This window comes from Arthrobacter sp. 18067 (assembly GCF_902706295.1).
GTDB lineage: Bacteria > Actinomycetota > Actinomycetes > Actinomycetales > Micrococcaceae > Arthrobacter.
Genome location: NZ_CACSJJ010000012.1, coordinates 17685 through 35458, shown reverse-complemented (window position 1 = coordinate 35458; position 17774 = coordinate 17685). Strand labels below are relative to the sequence as shown.

Annotated in this window: 18 protein-coding genes; 13 read left to right on the top strand and 5 right to left on the bottom strand. The window is 63.5% G+C overall.

Annotation, left to right across the window (positions count from 1 at the left end):
- Position 1: 1 nt before the first annotated feature.
- The 5 genes from GVL04_RS13020 to GVL04_RS13000 all read left to right on the top strand — a co-directional run bounded on the left by GVL04_RS13020 (position 2) and on the right by GVL04_RS13000 (position 3943).
- On the top strand, positions 2-661 hold the full coding sequence (locus GVL04_RS13020; protein WP_159705087.1) for a SipW-dependent-type signal peptide-containing protein: 660 nt from the start codon (positions 2-4) through the stop codon (positions 659-661).
- Positions 658-1182, top strand: coding sequence for a signal peptidase I (locus GVL04_RS13015; protein ID WP_159705084.1), 525 nt, complete (start codon positions 658-660; stop codon positions 1180-1182). The genes GVL04_RS13020 and GVL04_RS13015 overlap by 4 nt, the downstream gene beginning before the upstream one ends.
- Complete coding sequence (locus GVL04_RS13010; RefSeq protein WP_159705081.1) at positions 1169-1891, top strand: hypothetical protein; 723 nt, start codon at positions 1169-1171, stop codon at positions 1889-1891. The genes GVL04_RS13015 and GVL04_RS13010 overlap by 14 nt, the downstream gene beginning before the upstream one ends.
- Positions 1888-2418: a hypothetical protein gene (locus tag GVL04_RS13005; protein WP_159705078.1), complete on the top strand. Its 531-nt coding sequence runs from the start codon at positions 1888-1890 to the stop codon at positions 2416-2418. Before GVL04_RS13010 ends, GVL04_RS13005 begins: the two co-directional genes overlap by 4 nt.
- A 235-nt stretch (positions 2419-2653) precedes the next feature.
- Positions 2654-3943 (top strand): adenylosuccinate synthase, encoded by a 1290-nt coding sequence (locus GVL04_RS13000; protein ID WP_011773318.1) that lies wholly within the window; start codon positions 2654-2656, stop codon positions 3941-3943.
- Positions 3944-4004: 61 nt separating this feature from the next.
- Here the strand turns inward: GVL04_RS13000 and GVL04_RS12995 are convergent, their stop codons facing one another.
- The gene (locus GVL04_RS12995; protein WP_159705075.1) at positions 4005-4733 is read right to left on the bottom strand and encodes a DUF2306 domain-containing protein; all 729 of its coding nucleotides are present in this window, start codon (positions 4731-4733) and stop codon (positions 4005-4007) included.
- A 142-nt stretch (positions 4734-4875) separates the two neighbouring features.
- On the opposite strand from GVL04_RS12995, the gene GVL04_RS12990 reads away from it, so the two are divergent.
- The 6 genes from GVL04_RS12990 (at position 4876) to GVL04_RS12965 (ending at position 11252) form a co-directional block, all read left to right on the top strand.
- Complete coding sequence (locus tag GVL04_RS12990) at positions 4876-5586, top strand: TetR/AcrR family transcriptional regulator C-terminal domain-containing protein (RefSeq protein ID WP_159705072.1); 711 nt, start codon at positions 4876-4878, stop codon at positions 5584-5586.
- Positions 5583-7040, top strand: a complete 1458-nt coding sequence (locus tag GVL04_RS12985; protein WP_159705069.1) for an MFS transporter — start codon at positions 5583-5585, stop codon at positions 7038-7040. The genes GVL04_RS12990 and GVL04_RS12985 overlap by 4 nt, the downstream gene beginning before the upstream one ends.
- A 9-nt stretch (positions 7041-7049) precedes the next feature.
- Positions 7050-7922, top strand: a complete 873-nt coding sequence (locus tag GVL04_RS12980; protein ID WP_159705066.1) for an SMP-30/gluconolactonase/LRE family protein — start codon at positions 7050-7052, stop codon at positions 7920-7922.
- A gap of 219 nt (positions 7923-8141) precedes the next feature.
- Positions 8142-8516 (top strand): MarR family transcriptional regulator, encoded by a 375-nt coding sequence (locus GVL04_RS12975; protein ID WP_159705378.1) that lies wholly within the window; start codon positions 8142-8144, stop codon positions 8514-8516.
- The gene (locus GVL04_RS12970) at positions 8513-9775 is read left to right on the top strand and encodes an MFS transporter (protein ID WP_159705063.1); all 1263 of its coding nucleotides are present in this window, start codon (positions 8513-8515) and stop codon (positions 9773-9775) included. Before GVL04_RS12975 ends, GVL04_RS12970 begins: the two co-directional genes overlap by 4 nt.
- A gap of 199 nt (positions 9776-9974) precedes the next feature.
- Entirely contained in the window at positions 9975-11252 is a 1278-nt protein-coding gene (locus tag GVL04_RS12965) for an NAD(P)/FAD-dependent oxidoreductase (RefSeq protein WP_159705060.1), read from the top strand.
- Positions 11253-11417: 165 nt separating this feature from the next.
- On the opposite strand, the gene GVL04_RS12960 is transcribed toward GVL04_RS12965, so the two are convergent.
- The 4 genes from GVL04_RS12960 to GVL04_RS12945 are packed head-to-tail and all read right to left on the bottom strand — an operon-like array spanning position 11418 to position 15109.
- Positions 11418-12836 (bottom strand): aspartate ammonia-lyase, encoded by a 1419-nt coding sequence (locus GVL04_RS12960; protein WP_159705057.1) that lies wholly within the window; start codon positions 12834-12836, stop codon positions 11418-11420.
- A 35-nt stretch (positions 12837-12871) separates the two neighbouring features.
- Entirely contained in the window at positions 12872-14029 is a 1158-nt protein-coding gene (locus GVL04_RS12955) for a M20 family metallopeptidase (protein ID WP_159705054.1), read from the bottom strand.
- Positions 14019-14690: a DUF1028 domain-containing protein gene (locus GVL04_RS12950; protein ID WP_159705051.1), complete on the bottom strand. Its 672-nt coding sequence runs from the start codon at positions 14688-14690 to the stop codon at positions 14019-14021. The genes GVL04_RS12955 and GVL04_RS12950 overlap by 11 nt, the downstream gene beginning before the upstream one ends.
- A complete protein-coding gene (locus tag GVL04_RS12945; protein WP_159705048.1) occupies positions 14687-15109 on the bottom strand; it encodes a RidA family protein in 423 nt (140 codons plus the stop codon). The genes GVL04_RS12950 and GVL04_RS12945 overlap by 4 nt, the downstream gene beginning before the upstream one ends.
- A gap of 135 nt (positions 15110-15244) precedes the next feature.
- On the opposite strand from GVL04_RS12945, the gene GVL04_RS12940 reads away from it, so the two are divergent.
- Together GVL04_RS12940 and GVL04_RS12935 are read left to right on the top strand one after the other, a co-directional pair.
- Positions 15245-16159 carry a LysR substrate-binding domain-containing protein gene (locus GVL04_RS12940; protein ID WP_159705044.1) on the top strand — a complete coding sequence of 305 codons (915 nt, stop codon included), beginning with the start codon at positions 15245-15247 and terminating at the stop codon, positions 16157-16159.
- Positions 16160-16371: 212 nt separating this feature from the next.
- A complete protein-coding gene (locus GVL04_RS12935; protein WP_159705041.1) occupies positions 16372-17733 on the top strand; it encodes an MFS transporter in 1362 nt (453 codons plus the stop codon).
- Positions 17734-17774: the final 41 nt, after the last annotated feature.

The following is a 17774-nucleotide window of genomic DNA, read 5'->3' as shown; positions in this document are numbered from 1 at the left end:
CATGGGCCGTCGACAAGCCAAGACCAAGCACGGTGCGGTTGTCCTCCGCGTCCGTGCGATCCTCGCCGGGGCGTTGGTGCTGGGGCTCGGCAGCTCCGTGACCCTGGCGTCCTGGACTGACAGCGACTTCGCCGGTGGCTCCTTCGGGGCGAGCGTTTTCCAAACGGAATCCAATGTCACCAAGCCGTACAGCGCCGCAGGCGCATGGAACACCAACGACGTGTCCCCGGGCGGCACTCTGGTGTTCGCCGCTGCCGCGATGAGCCCTGGCACTGTGGCCTATGCGCCGTTCGCCATACGGACCAAAGCTACCTCGGTTGCCGGCGAGGTGGTCCTCGGGGTTCCGGTGGTGACCAGCAGCGGCACCGGAAACGCGGACCTGGGGGCGGCACTCCGATACCGCGTGGTCCGGTCGGCCACGTGCGACGCGTCGTCGTTTACCGGGACGCCAACGTTCGTGGTGGGCAGCGACGGAGCAAAGCCGTTCACGCAAGGGCAGGCGGCCGGCGTCGTAAATCCCCTGGCCGCCGCATCAGCGACGCTGCCCGGGGCTCCGACGCAGTTCTGCTTCGAGGTCACCCTTCCCCTTGGTGCAAACAATGCCCTGCAGGGCCAGACCGCCACCGCAACCTGGCAATTTACTGCCACCTCAAGCTCATGAGCCGCCGCCCGTTCCGCGGCCGGCTGCGGGAAATCCTGTTGAACATCGCGGCCGCAGGCGGGGCTGTGTGCATCCTTGCGGTGATCTGCGCACTGCTGTTCAACATCTCGCTGATCATGTTCAAGACGGGGTCGATGTCGCCCGGGATTCCGGCGGGCTCGCTCGCGGTGGTCCGTGAAATCCCTGCCAGGGAGATCAACACAGGCGACGTCGTAACCGTGGACAGGCCGGGGAAGCTGCCCATCACGCACAGGGTCCAAACGGTGGAGCCTGCGGACGGATCTGCGCGAACCATCACCATGAAGGGTGATGCCAACACCGAAGCGGATCCGGCACCCTATGTGGTGGAGAAGGTCCGGCTGGTCCTCTGGTCGGTACCGGGGCTCGCCCAGCCACTGTCCGCGGCCGCCAACCCGGTGGTCCTCGGCGCCACAACTATTGCTGTGTCCGGGCTGGTGACGTGGGTCCTCTGGCCCCGCAATCCGCGCCGGCGCAGGAGCGGGCAGCATGTGGCGGCGTAGGTGGCTGTGGATAGCAGCCGTTGCGACCGGACTGCTGCTGGGTACCCCACCCGCGGTTGCCGCCGATGGGGAGGCTTCCGGTTGGTTGGAGCTCGACGCCGGTCCAGCTGGCCAAGTGCATCGGCTCGCCCCGGGCGGCAGCGCGGATTGGGCGGTGGATGTCCATGTTCGCGGCGAACCTGCCACTTCCCTCGAAGTCGGGCTGCAATCCGAGCCGGCGGCAACGGAGGTGCTGCGGGATTTCCTGAGCGTGGAGCTCAAGGCCTGCTCCCAACCCTGGGAGGGAAGCTCCTGCGCGGAAGGCCAGCGTGTCTTGTTGGGGCGGACATCGCTGGACGCCGCCGCGGGCCTGCAGGTGGACCTCATGGAACCCGGCAGTGCCGAATCGACCAAGGCCCACGTCCTCCTGACAGCAACGTTGGCCGAGGACGTACCCCGTGACGTGCAGGGGAGTCGTACGCAGATCGTGGTGGGCGTCCACGGGGCAGGGGACGACACGGGTGGGGCGGGTGCCGGTGGCGGCAACGGCTCAGGCGGCGCCGGCTCCGGCGGCGACGCTGGGAGCGGAGGCTTCCCCGGAAACCCGGCCGGGCCGTCGTCGGGCATCCTGGCCGACACCGGTTTTCGCTTGGGAGCGTTTGCTCTCCTTGGCGCCGTTGCGGTCTCTGCCGGGTTTGGGCTGGCCCGTTTGCGGGGTGCTGCCGGATGAATGTGTTCAAGCGCGCGCGGGTGGGACTGCTGGTGGCGTTGCCCTTCGCCGTGGTGTTTTCCGCGGTGAACCCGCCGGCCGTCACGGAAGCGGCATGGCAACTCGGACAGTACTCGTCGGGGAGCTTCGGCACCGTGACCATTCCGGCTCCCACACTGAACGGTGCGTGTGTGTACAACAATGGGATTGCCGGTTTGGGCGCTTATGTGAGGGTTTACTGGAAACCACCAGAAGGCTATGCGCTGGCGGATGCAGAGATGCAGGCCTCCACCAGTGGTCTGGGGTCCCTCCTGGCGCCACTCACCGGCTACTCGTTGGCTGCGAACACGACCGGGACCGCGGCAAGCGGTTACACCACGGACGTTGCCACCAATCTGTTGGGCGGTCTTCTTGGCCTGGGCACGGAACTGCAACTCGCCATTGTGGTGAAGCGGTACGGGTGGACCTCCAAGTCGGCCTCTGTGGCAACCAACGCCGGCCTCATCCTTGGACTGGGCGGCAACTGCCGGAACCTGCCGGCCGCTTAGAGATGGCCCGTCCCGGGTTTCACTGAAGAAAACTTCACCCGGCCGCCTTCCAAGACACCTTGACACCAGAGAAAGCGGTGTCATCGGCTAAACTTGGCTGGTAAGAGCCCCGAAACTCTTGCGTAGGTCGCCGCTCGCGGCAGGCTGCACCGGTAACGTCGGGGCATTCTCATGTACGGCGTCGAGTTCTGGTCATCCGGCCAGTGTCTCGCCCGAAAGAATGGGGGAGGATCCCATGCCCGCTATCGTGATCGTCGGAGCCCAGTGGGGCGACGAAGGCAAAGGCAAAGCAACCGATCTGCTCGGTGGCCGCGTTGACTACGTGGTCAAGCCCAACGGCGGTAACAACGCCGGGCACACCGTGGTTGTTGGCGGTGAGAAGTATGAGCTGAAGCTCCTTCCCGCGGGCATCCTGAGCCCCAACGCAATTCCTATTATTGGCAACGGCTGCGTGGTGAACCTCGAGGCCCTGTTCCAGGAAATCGACGGGCTTGAAGCCCGCGGCGCGGACACGTCCCGCCTGCGCGTCTCGGCCAACGCCCACCTGGTCGCCCCGTACCACCAGGTGCTGGACAAGGTCACCGAGCGCTTCCTCGGCAGCCGCGCCATTGGCACCACCGGCCGCGGCATCGGTCCGGCCTACATGGACAAGGTGGCCCGCCTCGGCATCCGCGTGCAGGACGTCTTTGACGAGTCCATCCTTCGCCAGAAGGTGGAAGGCTCGCTGCGCCAGAAGAACGAACTCCTGGTCAAGGTGTACAACCGCCGCGACATCATTGCTGACGAGATCGTGGAGTACTTCCTCTCCTTCGCCGAGCGCCTGCGCCCGTTGGTCATCGACAGCACCCTCGAGCTCAACAACGCACTGGATGAGGGCAAGGTTGTCCTCATGGAAGGTGGCCAGGCCACGTTCCTGGACGTCGACCACGGCACCTACCCGTTCGTCACATCCTCCAACCCGACTGCAGGCGGCGCCTCCGTGGGTTCGGGCATTGGCCCCACCCGCATCTCGCGCTCGATCGGCATCATCAAGGCGTACACCACGCGCGTTGGCGCCGGCCCGTTCCCCACGGAACTGTTCGACGAGATGGGCGTGTACCTGCAGAAGACCGGTGGCGAGTTCGGTGTGAACACCGGCCGTCCCCGCCGCTGCGGTTGGTACGACGCCGTCCTGGCCCGCCACGCCTCCCGCGTCAACGGCTTCACGGACTACTTCGTCACCAAGCTGGACGTCCTCACGGGCATCGAGCAGATCCCTGTCTGCGTCGCTTACGACGTCGACGGTGTCCGCCACGACGAAATGCCCATGACGCAGACCGAGTTCCACCACGCTGTCCCGATCTTCGAGTACTTCGACGGCTGGACCGAGGACATCACCGGTGCCCGCACGCTGGAAGACCTACCGGAGAACGCCCGCAACTACGTGCTGGCCCTCGAAAAGCTCTCCGGAACGCGCTTCTCGGCCATCGGCGTCGGCCCGGACCGCGACCAGACGATCGTTGTTCACGATCTGATCAACGACTAACGTCTTCCGGGGCTTCGCTCTTAATTGAACGCAGTCGACGACGGCGGGTCACCTTGGTTCCTCACGGAACCGACGGGTGGCCCGCCGTCGTCGTTTCCGGCTTAGGGATCCGGCTCGCTGGGCGGGAGGCTTGGCCGGTCATCCTGGCGCGCCTGCGAATGACGTACTCGGCCACCGCAAGGTTCATGACCCAGGAGGCGCCCATGAGCATTGCCCGCGTTGCCTCGTTGGTAGGGCCCGCAACCAGCATCCATGACAGGATCACCAGCGCCTGCGTTCCGGCACCCAGGGCGATTGCGTACGCGCGCGTCATCCATGCGCCGTGGGTGGCGTAGTCCCGGCGGCGAATCGCAAAGAGACCCAGGATAATGCTCGCAACCATGGCGGAACCAAAGATCAGCCGAAGGACCAAGAGGGCGTCGCCATCACCTTCCGGGAGCGCGTAGAACATGGACATCCATAGGCCGGACAGGGCAGCGAGCAAGCCGGCCGGCACAAGGACGCGTCCGGCCATCCGGTGCCACGACCGCCTGCCGCGTCGAAGCGTGGGGACGAATTGGAATGCCCCGAGCAGGCTGTAAACCGTGACAGTGACGATGTGGGTAATCACCGGGATGGGTGAACCGAAGAACCTGGCGTTCTGCGCAGTGACGGGTGCGCCACCCGTCAGTTCAGAGAGACGGGCCGCACCGGCAATGACCGGGATGAGGCTGAGTGCGATCAATGCCGCGGGCACCGCCCACTTTGCCCGGCGGTGCCCGTGGGAGGATGTGGTGGTTCTTGCTGTCATGGTTCTGCCCTGCGCTCTTTGGTGACCGGATTCCTAGGAGGTGTACGCCGTACACCTTTATGAGTGCAAGGCTAGGTGTACGCTGTATACCTGTCAATCCCCGGACTCCGGTCCTGGCCGTATTTTTCGGAAGGCATGTCACATGACCCAGCTGGCGGAAGCAGCCCGACGCGTCCCACTGAACCGTGACCGCGTGCTGGAGGCCGCCGTCACGCTCGCGGACGAGGTGGGAATTGAGTCATTGAGCATGCGTCGGCTCGCGCAGGAACTCGGCGTTGTTCCGATGGCGCTGTACAAGCACGTTGCCAACAAGGAAGAACTCCTGGACGGCATGGTGGACACCCTCGTCAGCGAAATCGACCCGCCCGTTCCGGATGCGCCGTGGAAGTCTGCGGTCCGGCTCCGGGTGCTTTCGGCCAGGCGGGCACTCCTGCGGCATCCCTGGGCCCGCCCCGTGATTGAGACCCGCACCACCACCACACCGGCTGTTCTCGGATACATGGACGGCTTTGTGGGAATGTTCCTTGGGGGAGGGTTATCCGTCGATCTCACGCACCACGTCATGCACGCCTTGGGCAGCCGGATGTGGGGGTTCACCCAGGAGGTCTTCGATGACTCTGCGGGGCGGGACGCGGGAGGACAGCAGAGCATGCCGGTGGAAGTCCGGACAGCCATGGCGATGCAGATGGCCGAGAGCTACCCGAATCTCTTTCGGATTGCCTTGGCGGCAGCACATGATGACGAGTCCGTTGTGGGGTCCGGCTGCGATGACCAATTCGAGTTCGAGTTTGTCCTCGACCTCCTCCTTGACGGATTTGAGCGGCTCCACGAGCAGGATTGGACGAGCCGATGAGCACAGTGACCGAGGAAGGAATCGGGTTCCGATCCCGTCGTGGACCCATTCTGATTGCTTTGATGCTCTCCACGGGCCTGGTGGCGATCGATGCCACGATTGTTGCCACGGCGGTGCCATCGATCGTTGATGACATCGGCGGGTTCTCCTCATTCCCGTGGCTCTTTTCCGCGTACCTGTTGGCGCAGGCGGTGTCCGTCCCGGTCTACGCCAAACTCTCGGATGTCCTGGGCCGCAAACCGGTCATACTCCTCGGCATCGGCCTTTTCCTGCTCGGATCGATTCTCTGCGGAGTGGCGTGGAGCATGCCGGCGCTCATCGCATTCCGTGTGCTTCAAGGGATCGGTGCGGGAGCTGTCCAGCCTGTAGCCATCACCATTGCAGGCGACATCTACACGCTTGCTGAGCGGGCGAAAGTGCAGGGTTACCTGGCGAGCGTGTGGGCCGTTTCTTCCGCGGTGGGGCCAACACTTGGTGGGGTGTTCGCATCGCTGGGAATCTGGCGAGGGATCTTCCTCATTAACATCCCGCTATGCCTCTTGGCGGGTTGGATGCTGATCCGCACCTTCCACGAGAACGTGGAGCGTACCAAGCACCGCATCGACTACGTGGGAGCCGGACTGCTGACGATTTCCCTGAGCCTGCTCATCCTGGGGGCACTCCAAGGGGGTCAGGCCTGGCCGTGGAACTCACCCATCAGCATCACCGTTTTCGCTGGGGGAGCCGTGGTGCTGATCGCGTTCCTCTTGGTGGAGCGGAAGGCATCGGAGCCGGTCCTGCCGCCTTGGGTCGTCTCGCGCAGGCTGCTGGCGACGACGGCGATGGTCGCCTTCGGGGTCGGCGCGGTGATGCTGGGGCTCACCTCCTACGTGCCCACTTTCCTGGAGGGCGCACTGTCCACCTCGCCCCTCCTGGCTGGCCTTGCGTTGGCAGCCTTGACGCTGGGCTGGCCTATCAGCGCCTCTCAAGCCGGCCGGTTCTACCTCCGGATCGGGTTCAAGAGGACGGCCATCATTGGCATTGTGATCACGGTGGTTGGCACCGCCGTCCTGGCCCTCACCGCTTCCTCGCCCAGCGTTCTGCTGGTAGCGGTTGCATGCTTCATCGTTGGACTCGGGTTGGGCCTTGTAGCAACTCCAAGCCTCATTGCCGCCCAGTCCAGCGTCGAATGGAATGAGCGCGGCGTCGTCACCGGGACCAACCTCTTTGCGCGTTCCATCGGCAGTTCCATCGGCGTGGCCGTGTTCGGGGCGGTGGCCAACGCCATTTATGCCAGCGGTCCAGGAGGCGGCCCCGATCCGCAAACTACCGTGCATGCATCTGCTGCCGTCTTCATGGCTGTGCTTGTCAGTGCCATCCTCACGGTCGTGGCGGTTCTGGCGATGCCGTCGGAGGGCAAGGGCCGCAGTACGGAACCGGCCGGGAAGGCCAGCTCGGAACCTGCCAACGACTAGTCTCAAGTCATGGAGAACCTGATCACGGACACCCTGGAGAAGCTGTTCGAAGGCACCGTGTGGGCGGAGGGGCCAGCTTGGATTCCTGCGACGCAGACGGTTCGCTGGAGCGACATCCCCAACAATCGGATCCTCGAGTTCACGCCCGCCACTGCTCGGACGCGTGAGTACGCCACCGCCGTCGAATACACCAACGGGCGTACCCTCGACCGCGACGGCAGCGTGGTGCAGTGCAGCCACGGCCGCAGGCGCGTTGAGCGGGATCACGACGGCGTGGTGACGGGAATCGTCGATTCGTTCGGCGGACATCGGCTCAATTCGCCCAACGACGTCGTGGTGGCCGGCGACGGCACGGTCTGGTTTACGGATCCGCCGTACGGAATCCTGCCCGGGACCATCGAGGGACATGAGGGCGAGCAGGAGTACGGCGGTTGTTACGTCTTCCGCTTCGACCCGGGAACGGAGGAGCTGACGCCGGTGGTGACGGACCTAGTTCACCCCAATGGGCTGGCGTTCTCTCCGGACGAGTCGCTGCTGTACGTCGCTGACACGGCGGGTCCCGGCCTGGGAGTGCCTTTCCGGATCGCTGTCTATCCCGTTGACGGCGGCAGTTGCGGGGAGGGTCGGACGTTCGTTGAGCTTGAAGACAACGCGGCCTCAGACGGATTTCGCGTTGATGTCGAGGGCCGGGTGTGGACGTCAGCGGGGTCATCGGTCCGCGTGTATTCGCCCGACGGCGACTTGCTGACCGCCGTCGATGTTCCGGAAAGAGTTTCCAACCTTTGCTTTGGCGGAGCTGATGGCCGCGATCTGTACATCACCGCCACCACCTCGTTGTATCGACTGCGGACATCGACGCAGGACACAGCCGCGAGGCGTTAGGCAAAGCGAACCATTCGACAGCTGGCTGTGAAGAGGAGCATAATAGTTAGCGGAGCTAATTAGCATTGCTAACTATTATCGCACCTCAGGAGGCGCCTCCCAGTGACGGCAAGCAAGCCAGCAACCGCGACCAGCACAGCAAGTAAAACCCAAGCCGCAGCCCTGGAATCCGACGGCATTCGGGCGGATACCCTGGCCATCGATCTTCGTACCGCCGTGATGCGCACTTCGCGCAGGCTCCGCATCGAAGCCACGGGCGATGTCATTACCCCCGGCCAGTACACGGTGCTCGCCCACCTCAACGCCGGCTCGCAGACACTCCGCGAATTGGCCGAACGCGAGCACGTCCAGGCCCCTTCAATGACCCGGATTGTGAACGCTTTGACGGACCAGGGTTTCGCTGCCCGGCAGCCGCATCCGGGAGACGGACGGCAAGTCCACATCAGCATCACTCCCGCAGGCCAGGAAGTCCTGGCGGAAGCACGCAGCCAACGGACTGCCTGGCTGGCCCAGCGCGTCGCCGGACTTAGCGAGGAGGACCGACTGACGCTCAGCCGCGCCGCACGCATCATGCAGGAAATGAGCGCCAAGTGAGTGCCATGTTCCGGGCCTTGGAGAATCCCAACTACCGGGTCTGGGCGGGCGGTGCGCTGGTCTCCAACATCGGCACCTGGATGCAGCGCGTGGCCCAGGACTGGCTGGTCCTGACTGTCCTCACCAACCACTCCGGTACGGCCGTTGGCATCACCACGGCACTTCAGTTCCTCCCCATGCTGCTGCTGGGCCCCTATGCCGGCGTACTTGCCGACCGGTACCGCAAGCGCGTGATCCTGTTGTGGACCCAGACCGCGATGGGGATCTGTGGGCTGATCGTTGGCCTGCTGGTGGTAATGGGCTGGGCGCAATTGTGGCATGTCTATCTCGCCGCCCTGGCGCTCGGAATTGCTGCAGCGATTGACGGCCCAGCCCGGCAGGCGTTCGTTTCCGAACTCGTAGGGCCGGACAAAATCTCCAATGCCGTGGCCCTCAATTCCGCATCATTCAATAGTGCCCGGCTAACGGGCCCGGCCATTGCCGGCCTGCTTATTGCATGGATCGGCACAGGGCCCGTTTTTCTCCTGAACGCAGCGAGCTTTGTGGCGGTCATCATTTCGCTCTTCCGTGTCAGGATCTCCCAGCTCGAGCCGAGCACTCCAGTGGTTCGCGGCAAGCACCAAGTGGCGGAGGGCCTGCGCTACGTGCGTCAGCGTCCGGACCTGGTCCTCATCCTCGTCATGGTGGGGCTTCTGGGTGCCTTCGGCATGAACTTCGCTGTTACAAACTCCCTGATGGCCACCGCCGAATTTGGCATGGGACCTGAAGAGTTTGGACTCCTCGGCTCCATCATGGCTGTGGGAACACTCGCAGGTGCCCTGCTGGCCGCCCGAAGGTCCGGTCCCCGGCTCCGCTTCATGCTGGGGGGTGCCTTGACCCTGGGGGCCTTCACCCTCCTGGCCAGCATCTCGCCTACATTTTGGATCTACGCGGCCGTCCTCATCCCCGTTGGCCTCGCCTCCATTACGTTCCTCAACAGCTGCAACACCACTATCCAGTTGTCCGTGGAACCACAGTTCCGGGGACGGGTCCTCGCCCTGTACCTTGCCATCCTGCAAGGGGGCACGGCGATTGGTGCTCCCTTGATGGGCTGGATCGGCACGGAGTTTGGTGCTCGATGGGCGGTGGCCGCTGGAGGGGCGATCGTCCTCGCCACGGGCGTCGCATCAGTGATTCTGGTCAGCCGTCGCAGCCAGCGAACCATCCGCGATCAGGTGCGTGCCGCGTGGCTCAGGAGGCGCGCGACGCAGGCTTCCTGAGGCCTTGGCCAACGCGGGCCAGATCATCACAATTTCCGATGTGGTTGTGCGGTTTTATTCGCTATGCAGATGCACTTTGTGCACGTGAGAATGAATGAACCGTTACAGAAAAGGCCACAGCGTCTGTCATTCAAGCCAAAGCTCCCAACGAAGGGAGCTGGCTGTGCGCGCTGTGACCTTTCGCCAAATAGGAGATCACATGTCAATCCAAGAGGTTGAGGTCCTCGTCGTAGGCGCAGGCCAGGCCGGGGTAGCGATGAGCGAGCACCTGAACGAGAAGGGAATCCCCCATATCGTCCTGGAACGCCACCGTATCGCTGAGCGGTGGCGCTCCATGAGATGGGATTCCCTGGTTGCGAATGGGCCGGCCTGGCATGATCGGTTCCCTGGGCTGGAATTCAATGACGTGGAGCCCGGCTCGTTCCCCTCCAAGGAGCAGGTGGCCGACTACTTCGTGGCGTACGCCCAGAAGATTGGCGCGCCCATCCGGTGTGGTGTGGAGGTGACATCCGTGCGCAGGAACGTCGGCGTGCCGGGCTTCCATGTTCAGACGTCCGATGGAGAGTTCAATGCGCGCTACGTCGTAGCCGCCACAGGGCCGTTCCAGCGGCCGGTGATCCCCGCCGTCGTTCCCGAGACTTCCGGACTCATTCAGATGCACTCAAGCTCGTACCGCAACCCTGGCCAGTTGCCGGAAGGTGGCGTGCTGGTGGTCGGGGCTGGGTCATCGGGCGTGCAGATCGCTGCGGAAATCCAGCGCTCCGGCCGGCAGGTATACCTGTCCGTTGGGCCGCATGACCGTCCACCGCGGAACTACCGCGGGCGGGACTTCTGCTGGTGGCTGGGGGTACTCGGCAAGTGGGATGCCTCCACTCCTGCTCAGGGTGCCGAGCATGTCACTATTGCGGTCAGCGGAGCGGACGGCGGCCACACCGTCGATTTCCGTGCGCTCGCCGGCAACGGGATCAAGCTCGTGGGGCGGACTACGGCGTTCCAGGACGGCACCATGCGTTTCGCGGATGACCTCCGTACCAACATCGCGAACGGCGACGCCCATTACCTGGAGTTGCTGGACGAGGCTGATGCCTACGTTGAACGCAACGGCCTGGATCTGCCGGAAGAACCCGAAGCCCGCTTCCTGCGCCCGGACCCCGAGAGTCTCATTAACCCCCTTCGCGAGCTTGACCTCGCCGGGGCGGGAATTACGTCAATCGTGTGGGCAACAGGTTTCGCGGTGGACTACAGCTGGCTGCAAGTGAACGCCTTCGATGACAAGGGAAAACCCCTGCAGCAGCGTGGCGTGTCCACCGAACCCGGCGTCTATTTCCTTGGGTTGCCGTGGCAGTCACGCCGCGGATCCAGCTTCATCTGGGGCGTGTGGCATGACGCCAAATACGTTGCCGACCAGATCACCATCCAGCGGAGCTACCTGGTCCACAACGAGCAGGATGCGCTTGTAGCCAGCGGAGCCGTCTAACGCTACAAGAGGCAAGCGAAAGGGACCATGCCAAGGCATGGTCCCTTTCGCTGTGCCCAAGCAACCGTGGTGGATCCTTACCGAAACGGCCCGACTTCCTGATGGGAAAGGCCCGACGGCGGCACTCGAGTGAGTACCGCCGTCGGGCCTTGCGCGGTTGTCGGCTCAGCCGAGCCCTGCCAGCGACCTCGCTGAAAGAGCCGCCTCCATCCGCTGCGGATCAAGCAGACCGCGTTCCAGCACCAGTTCTGCGATGCCCCGATGGGTGGCCAAAGCTTCCTTGGCCAGCTCCGCCGCAGCCGCGTACCCGATCAGGGGTGCCAATCCGGTGACCACGCTGATCGATTCCACCATCCGTTGCTGCAGCACCTGGGTATTGGCTGTGATGCCGTCCACGCAGTGCGTCCGGAGTTGGCGGCAGGCCACGGTGAGCCAAGCGATGGACTCCAGCAAAGCGTCAGCGATGACCGGCTCGAAGGCATTGAGCTGGAGCTGGCCGGCCTCCACAGCCATGGTCACGGTGGCGTCCGCGCCGATAACCCGGAAAGCAACCTGGTTGACCATCTCGGGGATAACCGGGTTGACCTTCCCTGGCATGATGGATGACCCTGCCTGCACTGCGGGAAGCGAGATCTCCCCGAAGCCCGACTGCGGACCCGATGAAAGCAAACGGAGATCGTTGCAGATCTTGGAAAGCTTCACCGCGGCCCTCTTCAAGACACCGGAGACGAGCATGAAGACGCCAGTATCGCTGGTGGCTTCCACGAGGTTGCTCGCGGAGCTTAGCTGGAGGCCTGTGATTGAACTGAGCTCACGGATCACAGCTTCCCGGTAGCCGGGGGAAGCGGTGATGCCTGTGCCAATGGCCGTGGCTCCAAGGTTGGATTCCCGCAAGTGTGGAAGGAGTTCAAGGAGCCGGTGCCCGTCCTCCCGGAGAGTGTCCGCGAAGGCCCCGAACTCCTGCCCCATGGACATGGGCACGGCGTCCTGCAGCTGGGTGCGCCCTACCTTGATGATGTCGGCAAACTCCGTGGCTTTGGCATCGAAGGCCTGGATGAGCTTGGCGTGCTCGGCGCAGAACTCCGATATTTCCCGCTGGAGGGCAATTTTGATGGCCGTGGGATAGACGTCGTTGGTGGACTGGCTGCGGTTCACATCATCAATGGGATGCAGTGCCGGGTAGTCTCCCTTGCGGTGACCCATGAGCTCCAGCGCGCGGTTGGCAATGACCTCGTTCGCGTTCATATTGGTGCTGGTCCCGGCCCCACCCTGGATGGTGTCCACTACGAATTGCTCGTCCAGGAGGCCATCCATGACTTCCAAGGACGCCTTTTGGATGGCTGTGGATTTGTTCGGATCGAGCAGGCCGAGGCTTTCGTTTGCACGTGCGGCAGAGTACTTCACGGCACCCAGGCTCCAGATGAGGGAACGCAGGGTGCCGATGGTTCTTCCGCTGACCGGGAAGTTATCCACGGCCCGGTGTGTGCTGATGCCCCAGTAGGAAGCCTCGGGAACGTCTGCGTCCCCGAGGCTGTCATGCTCCCGCCGTGTCTCCGGCAGGGGAGAGGATGGTTGATCTGTCATGGTCCTGTTCCTGGAAGTCCTGATGGATTGCCTGGCTACGTTGCCAGGTAATCCAGCGCCGTCAGTGCCAAAGCGGCTGCGGCGTCGTGAATGGCAAGGTTGGCAGCGTCGCCGACGCAGTGCGCGGCGAACTCGGGTTGGTGGTTGGCTGCCGGGAAGCAGCCAAGTCCGATATAGGGGTGGATGGCCGGAACGACTTGGGACACATTGCCCATGTCTGTTGACGCCCGGTTCATGGTGGCTTGCTCCGGGGGCGCGTTGAAGTCGCGGCCGAGGGCCTGCGCATGCTGCACGTACAGCTCAAGTGCCCGAAGGTCCGTGCGGAACTCCGAGTAGGGCTCCGATTCCGGAGTTACGGACAACTCACAGCCGGACGCCAAAGCCCCGGCTTCGAAGCACCGCTGCACCCGCTCCTCCAGCTCGCCCAACAGCGCAAGCGATTCGGCACGGACGTACCAGCGGCCCTCGGTCTTTTCCGGTATGGCGTTGGGTGCCTCGCCACCACGCGTCTGGATCCCATGGACCCGGGTACCGGGCGGCAGTTGTTGGCGAAGGAGGCCCAACGCCACCTGGGCAACAATGAACGCGTCGTTGGCGTTGACTCCCTGATCGGGATAGGCCGCAGCGTGAGCTGATTTGCCTCGGTATTCCACATGGTTGTGGGCCACAGCGTACGGGCGGGCTTCTGCTGAATCGACAGGGCTGGGATGTGCCATCATGGCCAAATCCAGGCCCTGGAAGGCGCCCTTCTTGAGGAGTTCGATCTTTCCGCCACCGCCTTCTTCGGCCGGTGTTCCGTAGAGTTCCACTGTCAGGTCACGTTCGGCGGCGAACTCCGCCAAGGCTACTGCGGCACCGCACGAGACGGCTGTGATGATGTTGTGGCCACACGCGTGGCCAAGACCTGGGAGGGCATCGTATTCGGCCATTAGTCCGATGCGGCGGGAGCCCGTTCCGAAGACTGCACGGATCGCAGTGGGGAAGCCCAAGTACTCCGTTTCCACCTCAAAGCCGTGCGCGGACAGGTAGTCAGCTGTCCAACCGGCGGCACGATGTTCCTGCCAGCCGAGTTCGGGGTTGGCGTGGAGGGTCTCTGAGAGCCGGACCAGCTCCGGCTGCTGCTCGGTGACGGAGTCAAGCACCCGCTTGCGCTGAACGTCGGCATCCACGGTTGTCACTGCTTCAGCGTTCATCGCCGGCCACCCCGTAACTGACGGAAGCGGCTGGGTCCAGGCCCCGGACCACGTAGTCCTGCCGCTGCGGGAGCCATACCCCCACGAGTTGTTCCAGTTCCGCGATCGGGTCCTCATGCCAGTCCACACGCAGGTCCGTGTCCCGCCAGCCGTGTCCGGATACCACAGAGATGCCTGCCGACCGCACGGGGCCAGCTTCGCCGCCGGCCGCCTCGGCCGCACGAAGGGCGGTCATGAGACGTAGTTCCAGCTCCCCGGAGGAGGATTCAAATGCGTCGCAGAGGGTCTGGGCAACGCCCGGATGTGCCAGCATGTTGCCGGCAGCCACACTGTTCGCGCCACGGCCTTCGCCAAACACGCCAAGCGTATGTGCCCCGCTGAACACTGCGGATCGTCCGTTGGCGTCCAGGACCACCAGTTGCCGGTAGTCCACAGCGGGTGATTCCTGCACGACGGCGTCAATCGCCTGCTGCGCGGAATAGCCGGCTTGCAGGCGGTCGAGCAGCGCTGTTCCCAGCCGGGGGTCTGTGATGTTTTGCGAGCTGACGGCGCCCACACCATCGCGAAGGTGCGCGCACCGCGCGGCAACAGCGGGGGAGGAGGAGGAGACCGCCAGGCCGAACCTGCCGTGGCCGTCCGTGGCGGCAATGCTGAACGTCACTGCTGTCCCTTCGTGGAGAGCACTGCCGTGGCGTCAATTTCCACGAGCCATTCCGGTCGGGCCAGGGCTTGGACAACAATGCCGGTGGAGACGGGGAAAACTCCCTTGAGCCAGCGGCCCATGGTGCGGTAGACGGTTTCGCGGTAGCGGGGATCGATGAGGTAGACGGTCACCTTGACGATGTCTTCAAGGCTGCTGCCGGCTTCCTTGAGCAACATGTCGATGTTGGCCATGGCCTTCTCCGCCTGGGCTTCGACGTCGCCGATTCCTACCGATTCGCGCGTCTCCAGGTCCTGCCCGATCTGGCCACGGAGGTAGACCACACCATTGGCTACTACTGCCTGGCACAGATCGTTATCCAGGTTCTGTTCGGGATAGGTCTCTTTGGTATTGAACGTGCGGATACGCTGGTGCTTCATGATCGCAGCTTTGCCTTTCAGTCCTGTTAGCCGGGTGCTCGTATCCTTCAGCTTCCTGCGGCTCCCTAAATCTGTCCAACAGTTCTTTTAGAACGATTGCATCGACTTTTCTGATGCAGGGTGTATTCTCGTCGCATGGATGTGACCCTGACGCAGTTGCGCTATTTCGTCGAAGCGGCAGCCCAGTTGTCCATGACGGGAGCGGCCGTCCGCCTGAACGTGGCCCAGTCGGCAGTATCGGCCGCCATTGCCCAACTGGAGCGGCACGTAGGAACGCAGTTCTTCATCAGGCAGCGATCCAAAGGCCTGGTGCTGACGCCGGCTGGTGAGCTGTTCGTCCGGGATGCCCAGGCCATCCTTGCGCAGGTTGAGGAGAGCATCGATCACGCACGCGGCGAGCATCAGAGCGTCGCCGGGCGCATCCGGATTGCCTGCTTCAGTACCCTGGCGCCGTTCCTGCTTCCCGGGGTGCTGACCAAATTGCGGGAAGACCACCCGGCCCTTGAAGCGGAAGTCATCGAAACCGACACGTCAGGCTGCATCGCGGCCTTGCTCAGCGGGCAGGCGGACTTGGCGCTGTGCTACGACCTCGACCTGCCCGAAGCCATCGCCAGCTCGGTGGTGGACACCGTCAGGCCGTATGTGGCACTTCCGCCGCACCATAAGTTGGCCGGATCGAAGACCGTTCAACTGTCGGCACTGAGCGGTGAGCCCTTTGTTCTGCTGGACCTGCCGCACACCCGCGACCTCATGCTCTCCATCGCCAGGCTGGGTGGCCAGGAGCCGGACGTCAGGTTCCGTTCGGCCAGCTATGAAACTGTGCGCACGTTCGTAGCCCGGGGCCTCGGCTATTCCATCCTCCACCAGCGGCCGCAACACCAGTTGACGTACGACGGCGGCCAGCTGGCCGCCGTCGAAATCCGCGACGACGTGCCTGAATTGAAGACAGTTCTGGCGCACCTGAAGTCCCACCGCCCCACGGCGAGGGTGCGGGCAGTAGCCCAAGCGGTCAGGCACCAAGTGGTTGCTGCGCGTTCGGCCCGAAGCTAGGTCATTTCCTTCCCAGCATCTGCTCAGCAGATGCACTTGGTGTTAAAAATCTATTCGACAGATCACATTCCAACGTCCGAAAATGGTCATACCAGCAAACGGGCGTGATCCACATCACGCGCTCTGGTGGCGCAGTCCCAGGGCGGTCAACGTCGACCGCCGCGGACTCGCTCTCCCCACCCAGCATCGGATCTTTTCCTCCAGGAGGAACTGTGAACACCAATAACATCGAGGGGCAGATCAGCCGAAAGGGTTTGCGCACCAGCGTTGCCGCCGGTTCCATCGGCGTCTTTGTCCACTGGTTCGAGTGGGCCATCTACGCCTATCTCGCTTCCACCATCGCGGTAGTCTTCTTCCCGCAACAGGACAGCACAGCAGCTCTGCTGTCAGTCTTCGCCGTCTTCGCCATCAGCTTCGGCGTCCGTCCCTTGGGCGCCTTGGTCTTTGGAACGCTGGGCGACAGGATCGGACGGAAGAAGACGCTCTCCATCGTCATCCTGTCCATGAGTGGCGCCACGCTGGTGGTGGGACTTCTGCCCACCTATGACGCAATCGGTTTGTGGGCGCCCATCCTCCTGGTGGCTGCCCGTGTGGTTCAAGGTCTCGCAGCTGGAGGCGAGTTCGGAAGCGCAGCCGCCTTCCTGGCTGAGTACTCACCCAGGAAACACCGCGGATTCGGCGTCAGCTGGCTCGAATTCGGAAGCCTCTTGGGATTCCTTGCGGCCTCGCTGGTGGTCTTCGTGCTCTCCAGCGCCATGGACGCCCAAGCCATCGCCGATGGCGGCTGGCGCATTCCCTTCCTGATCGCGGTTCCCCTGGGGGTCATTGGCTTCTACATCCGGTCCAAGATTGAAGACACCCCGGAATTCCGTTCACTGGAGGAACTGGGCAACGTCCCGCAGAGCCCCGTCAAGGAGGTCTTCACCAAGCACCGGAAGCAGCTGCTGCAGATGAGCGGCCTGGAGGTCATGATGCACGTGACCTTCTACGTAGTGCTCGTGTATCTCCTCACCTATCAGGAGAAAGTATTGGGTTTCGACGCCGGAACGGCCGCGCTGCTTTCGACGGCAGCGTCCGTGGCCGGCCTGATTCTCGTACCGTTTGTGGGGGCGCTGTCAGACCGAATCGGAAGGAAGCCGCTCCTGATCACTGCCGCCGTTTCACTGGTGGTGCTGGCCTATCCCTTGTTCCTGATCATGCAAACGGGCACAGCCTGGGCCGGCATCGTCAGCACCATTGGACTGGGCGTCATCCTGGCTCTCATCCTGGGTGTCCATGCGGCCGCGGCTGCCGAACTCTTCCCCACCCGCACGCGGCAGACCGGGCTCTCCATTGCCTACAGCGTCACTGCGGCCATCTTCGCCGGAACCGTCCCGTTCGTCCTGACCTGGCTTATTGCGCAGACCGGAAACGACATGATGCCCGCGTTCTACCTGATCCTGGTAGGCCTGATTGGGCTGGCTGCCGTGCTGAGCATGAAGGAAAGCAAAGGCAAGGACCTTCTGAGCGAGGACGCAGTCACGGCGTTACCAGTTTCTGTGGCCGCCAAGGAAGCGCCTCCGATCAGTCACTGACCGAGGTGGCATAACTAAAGACAAGGCGCAGCCCGGGCTCA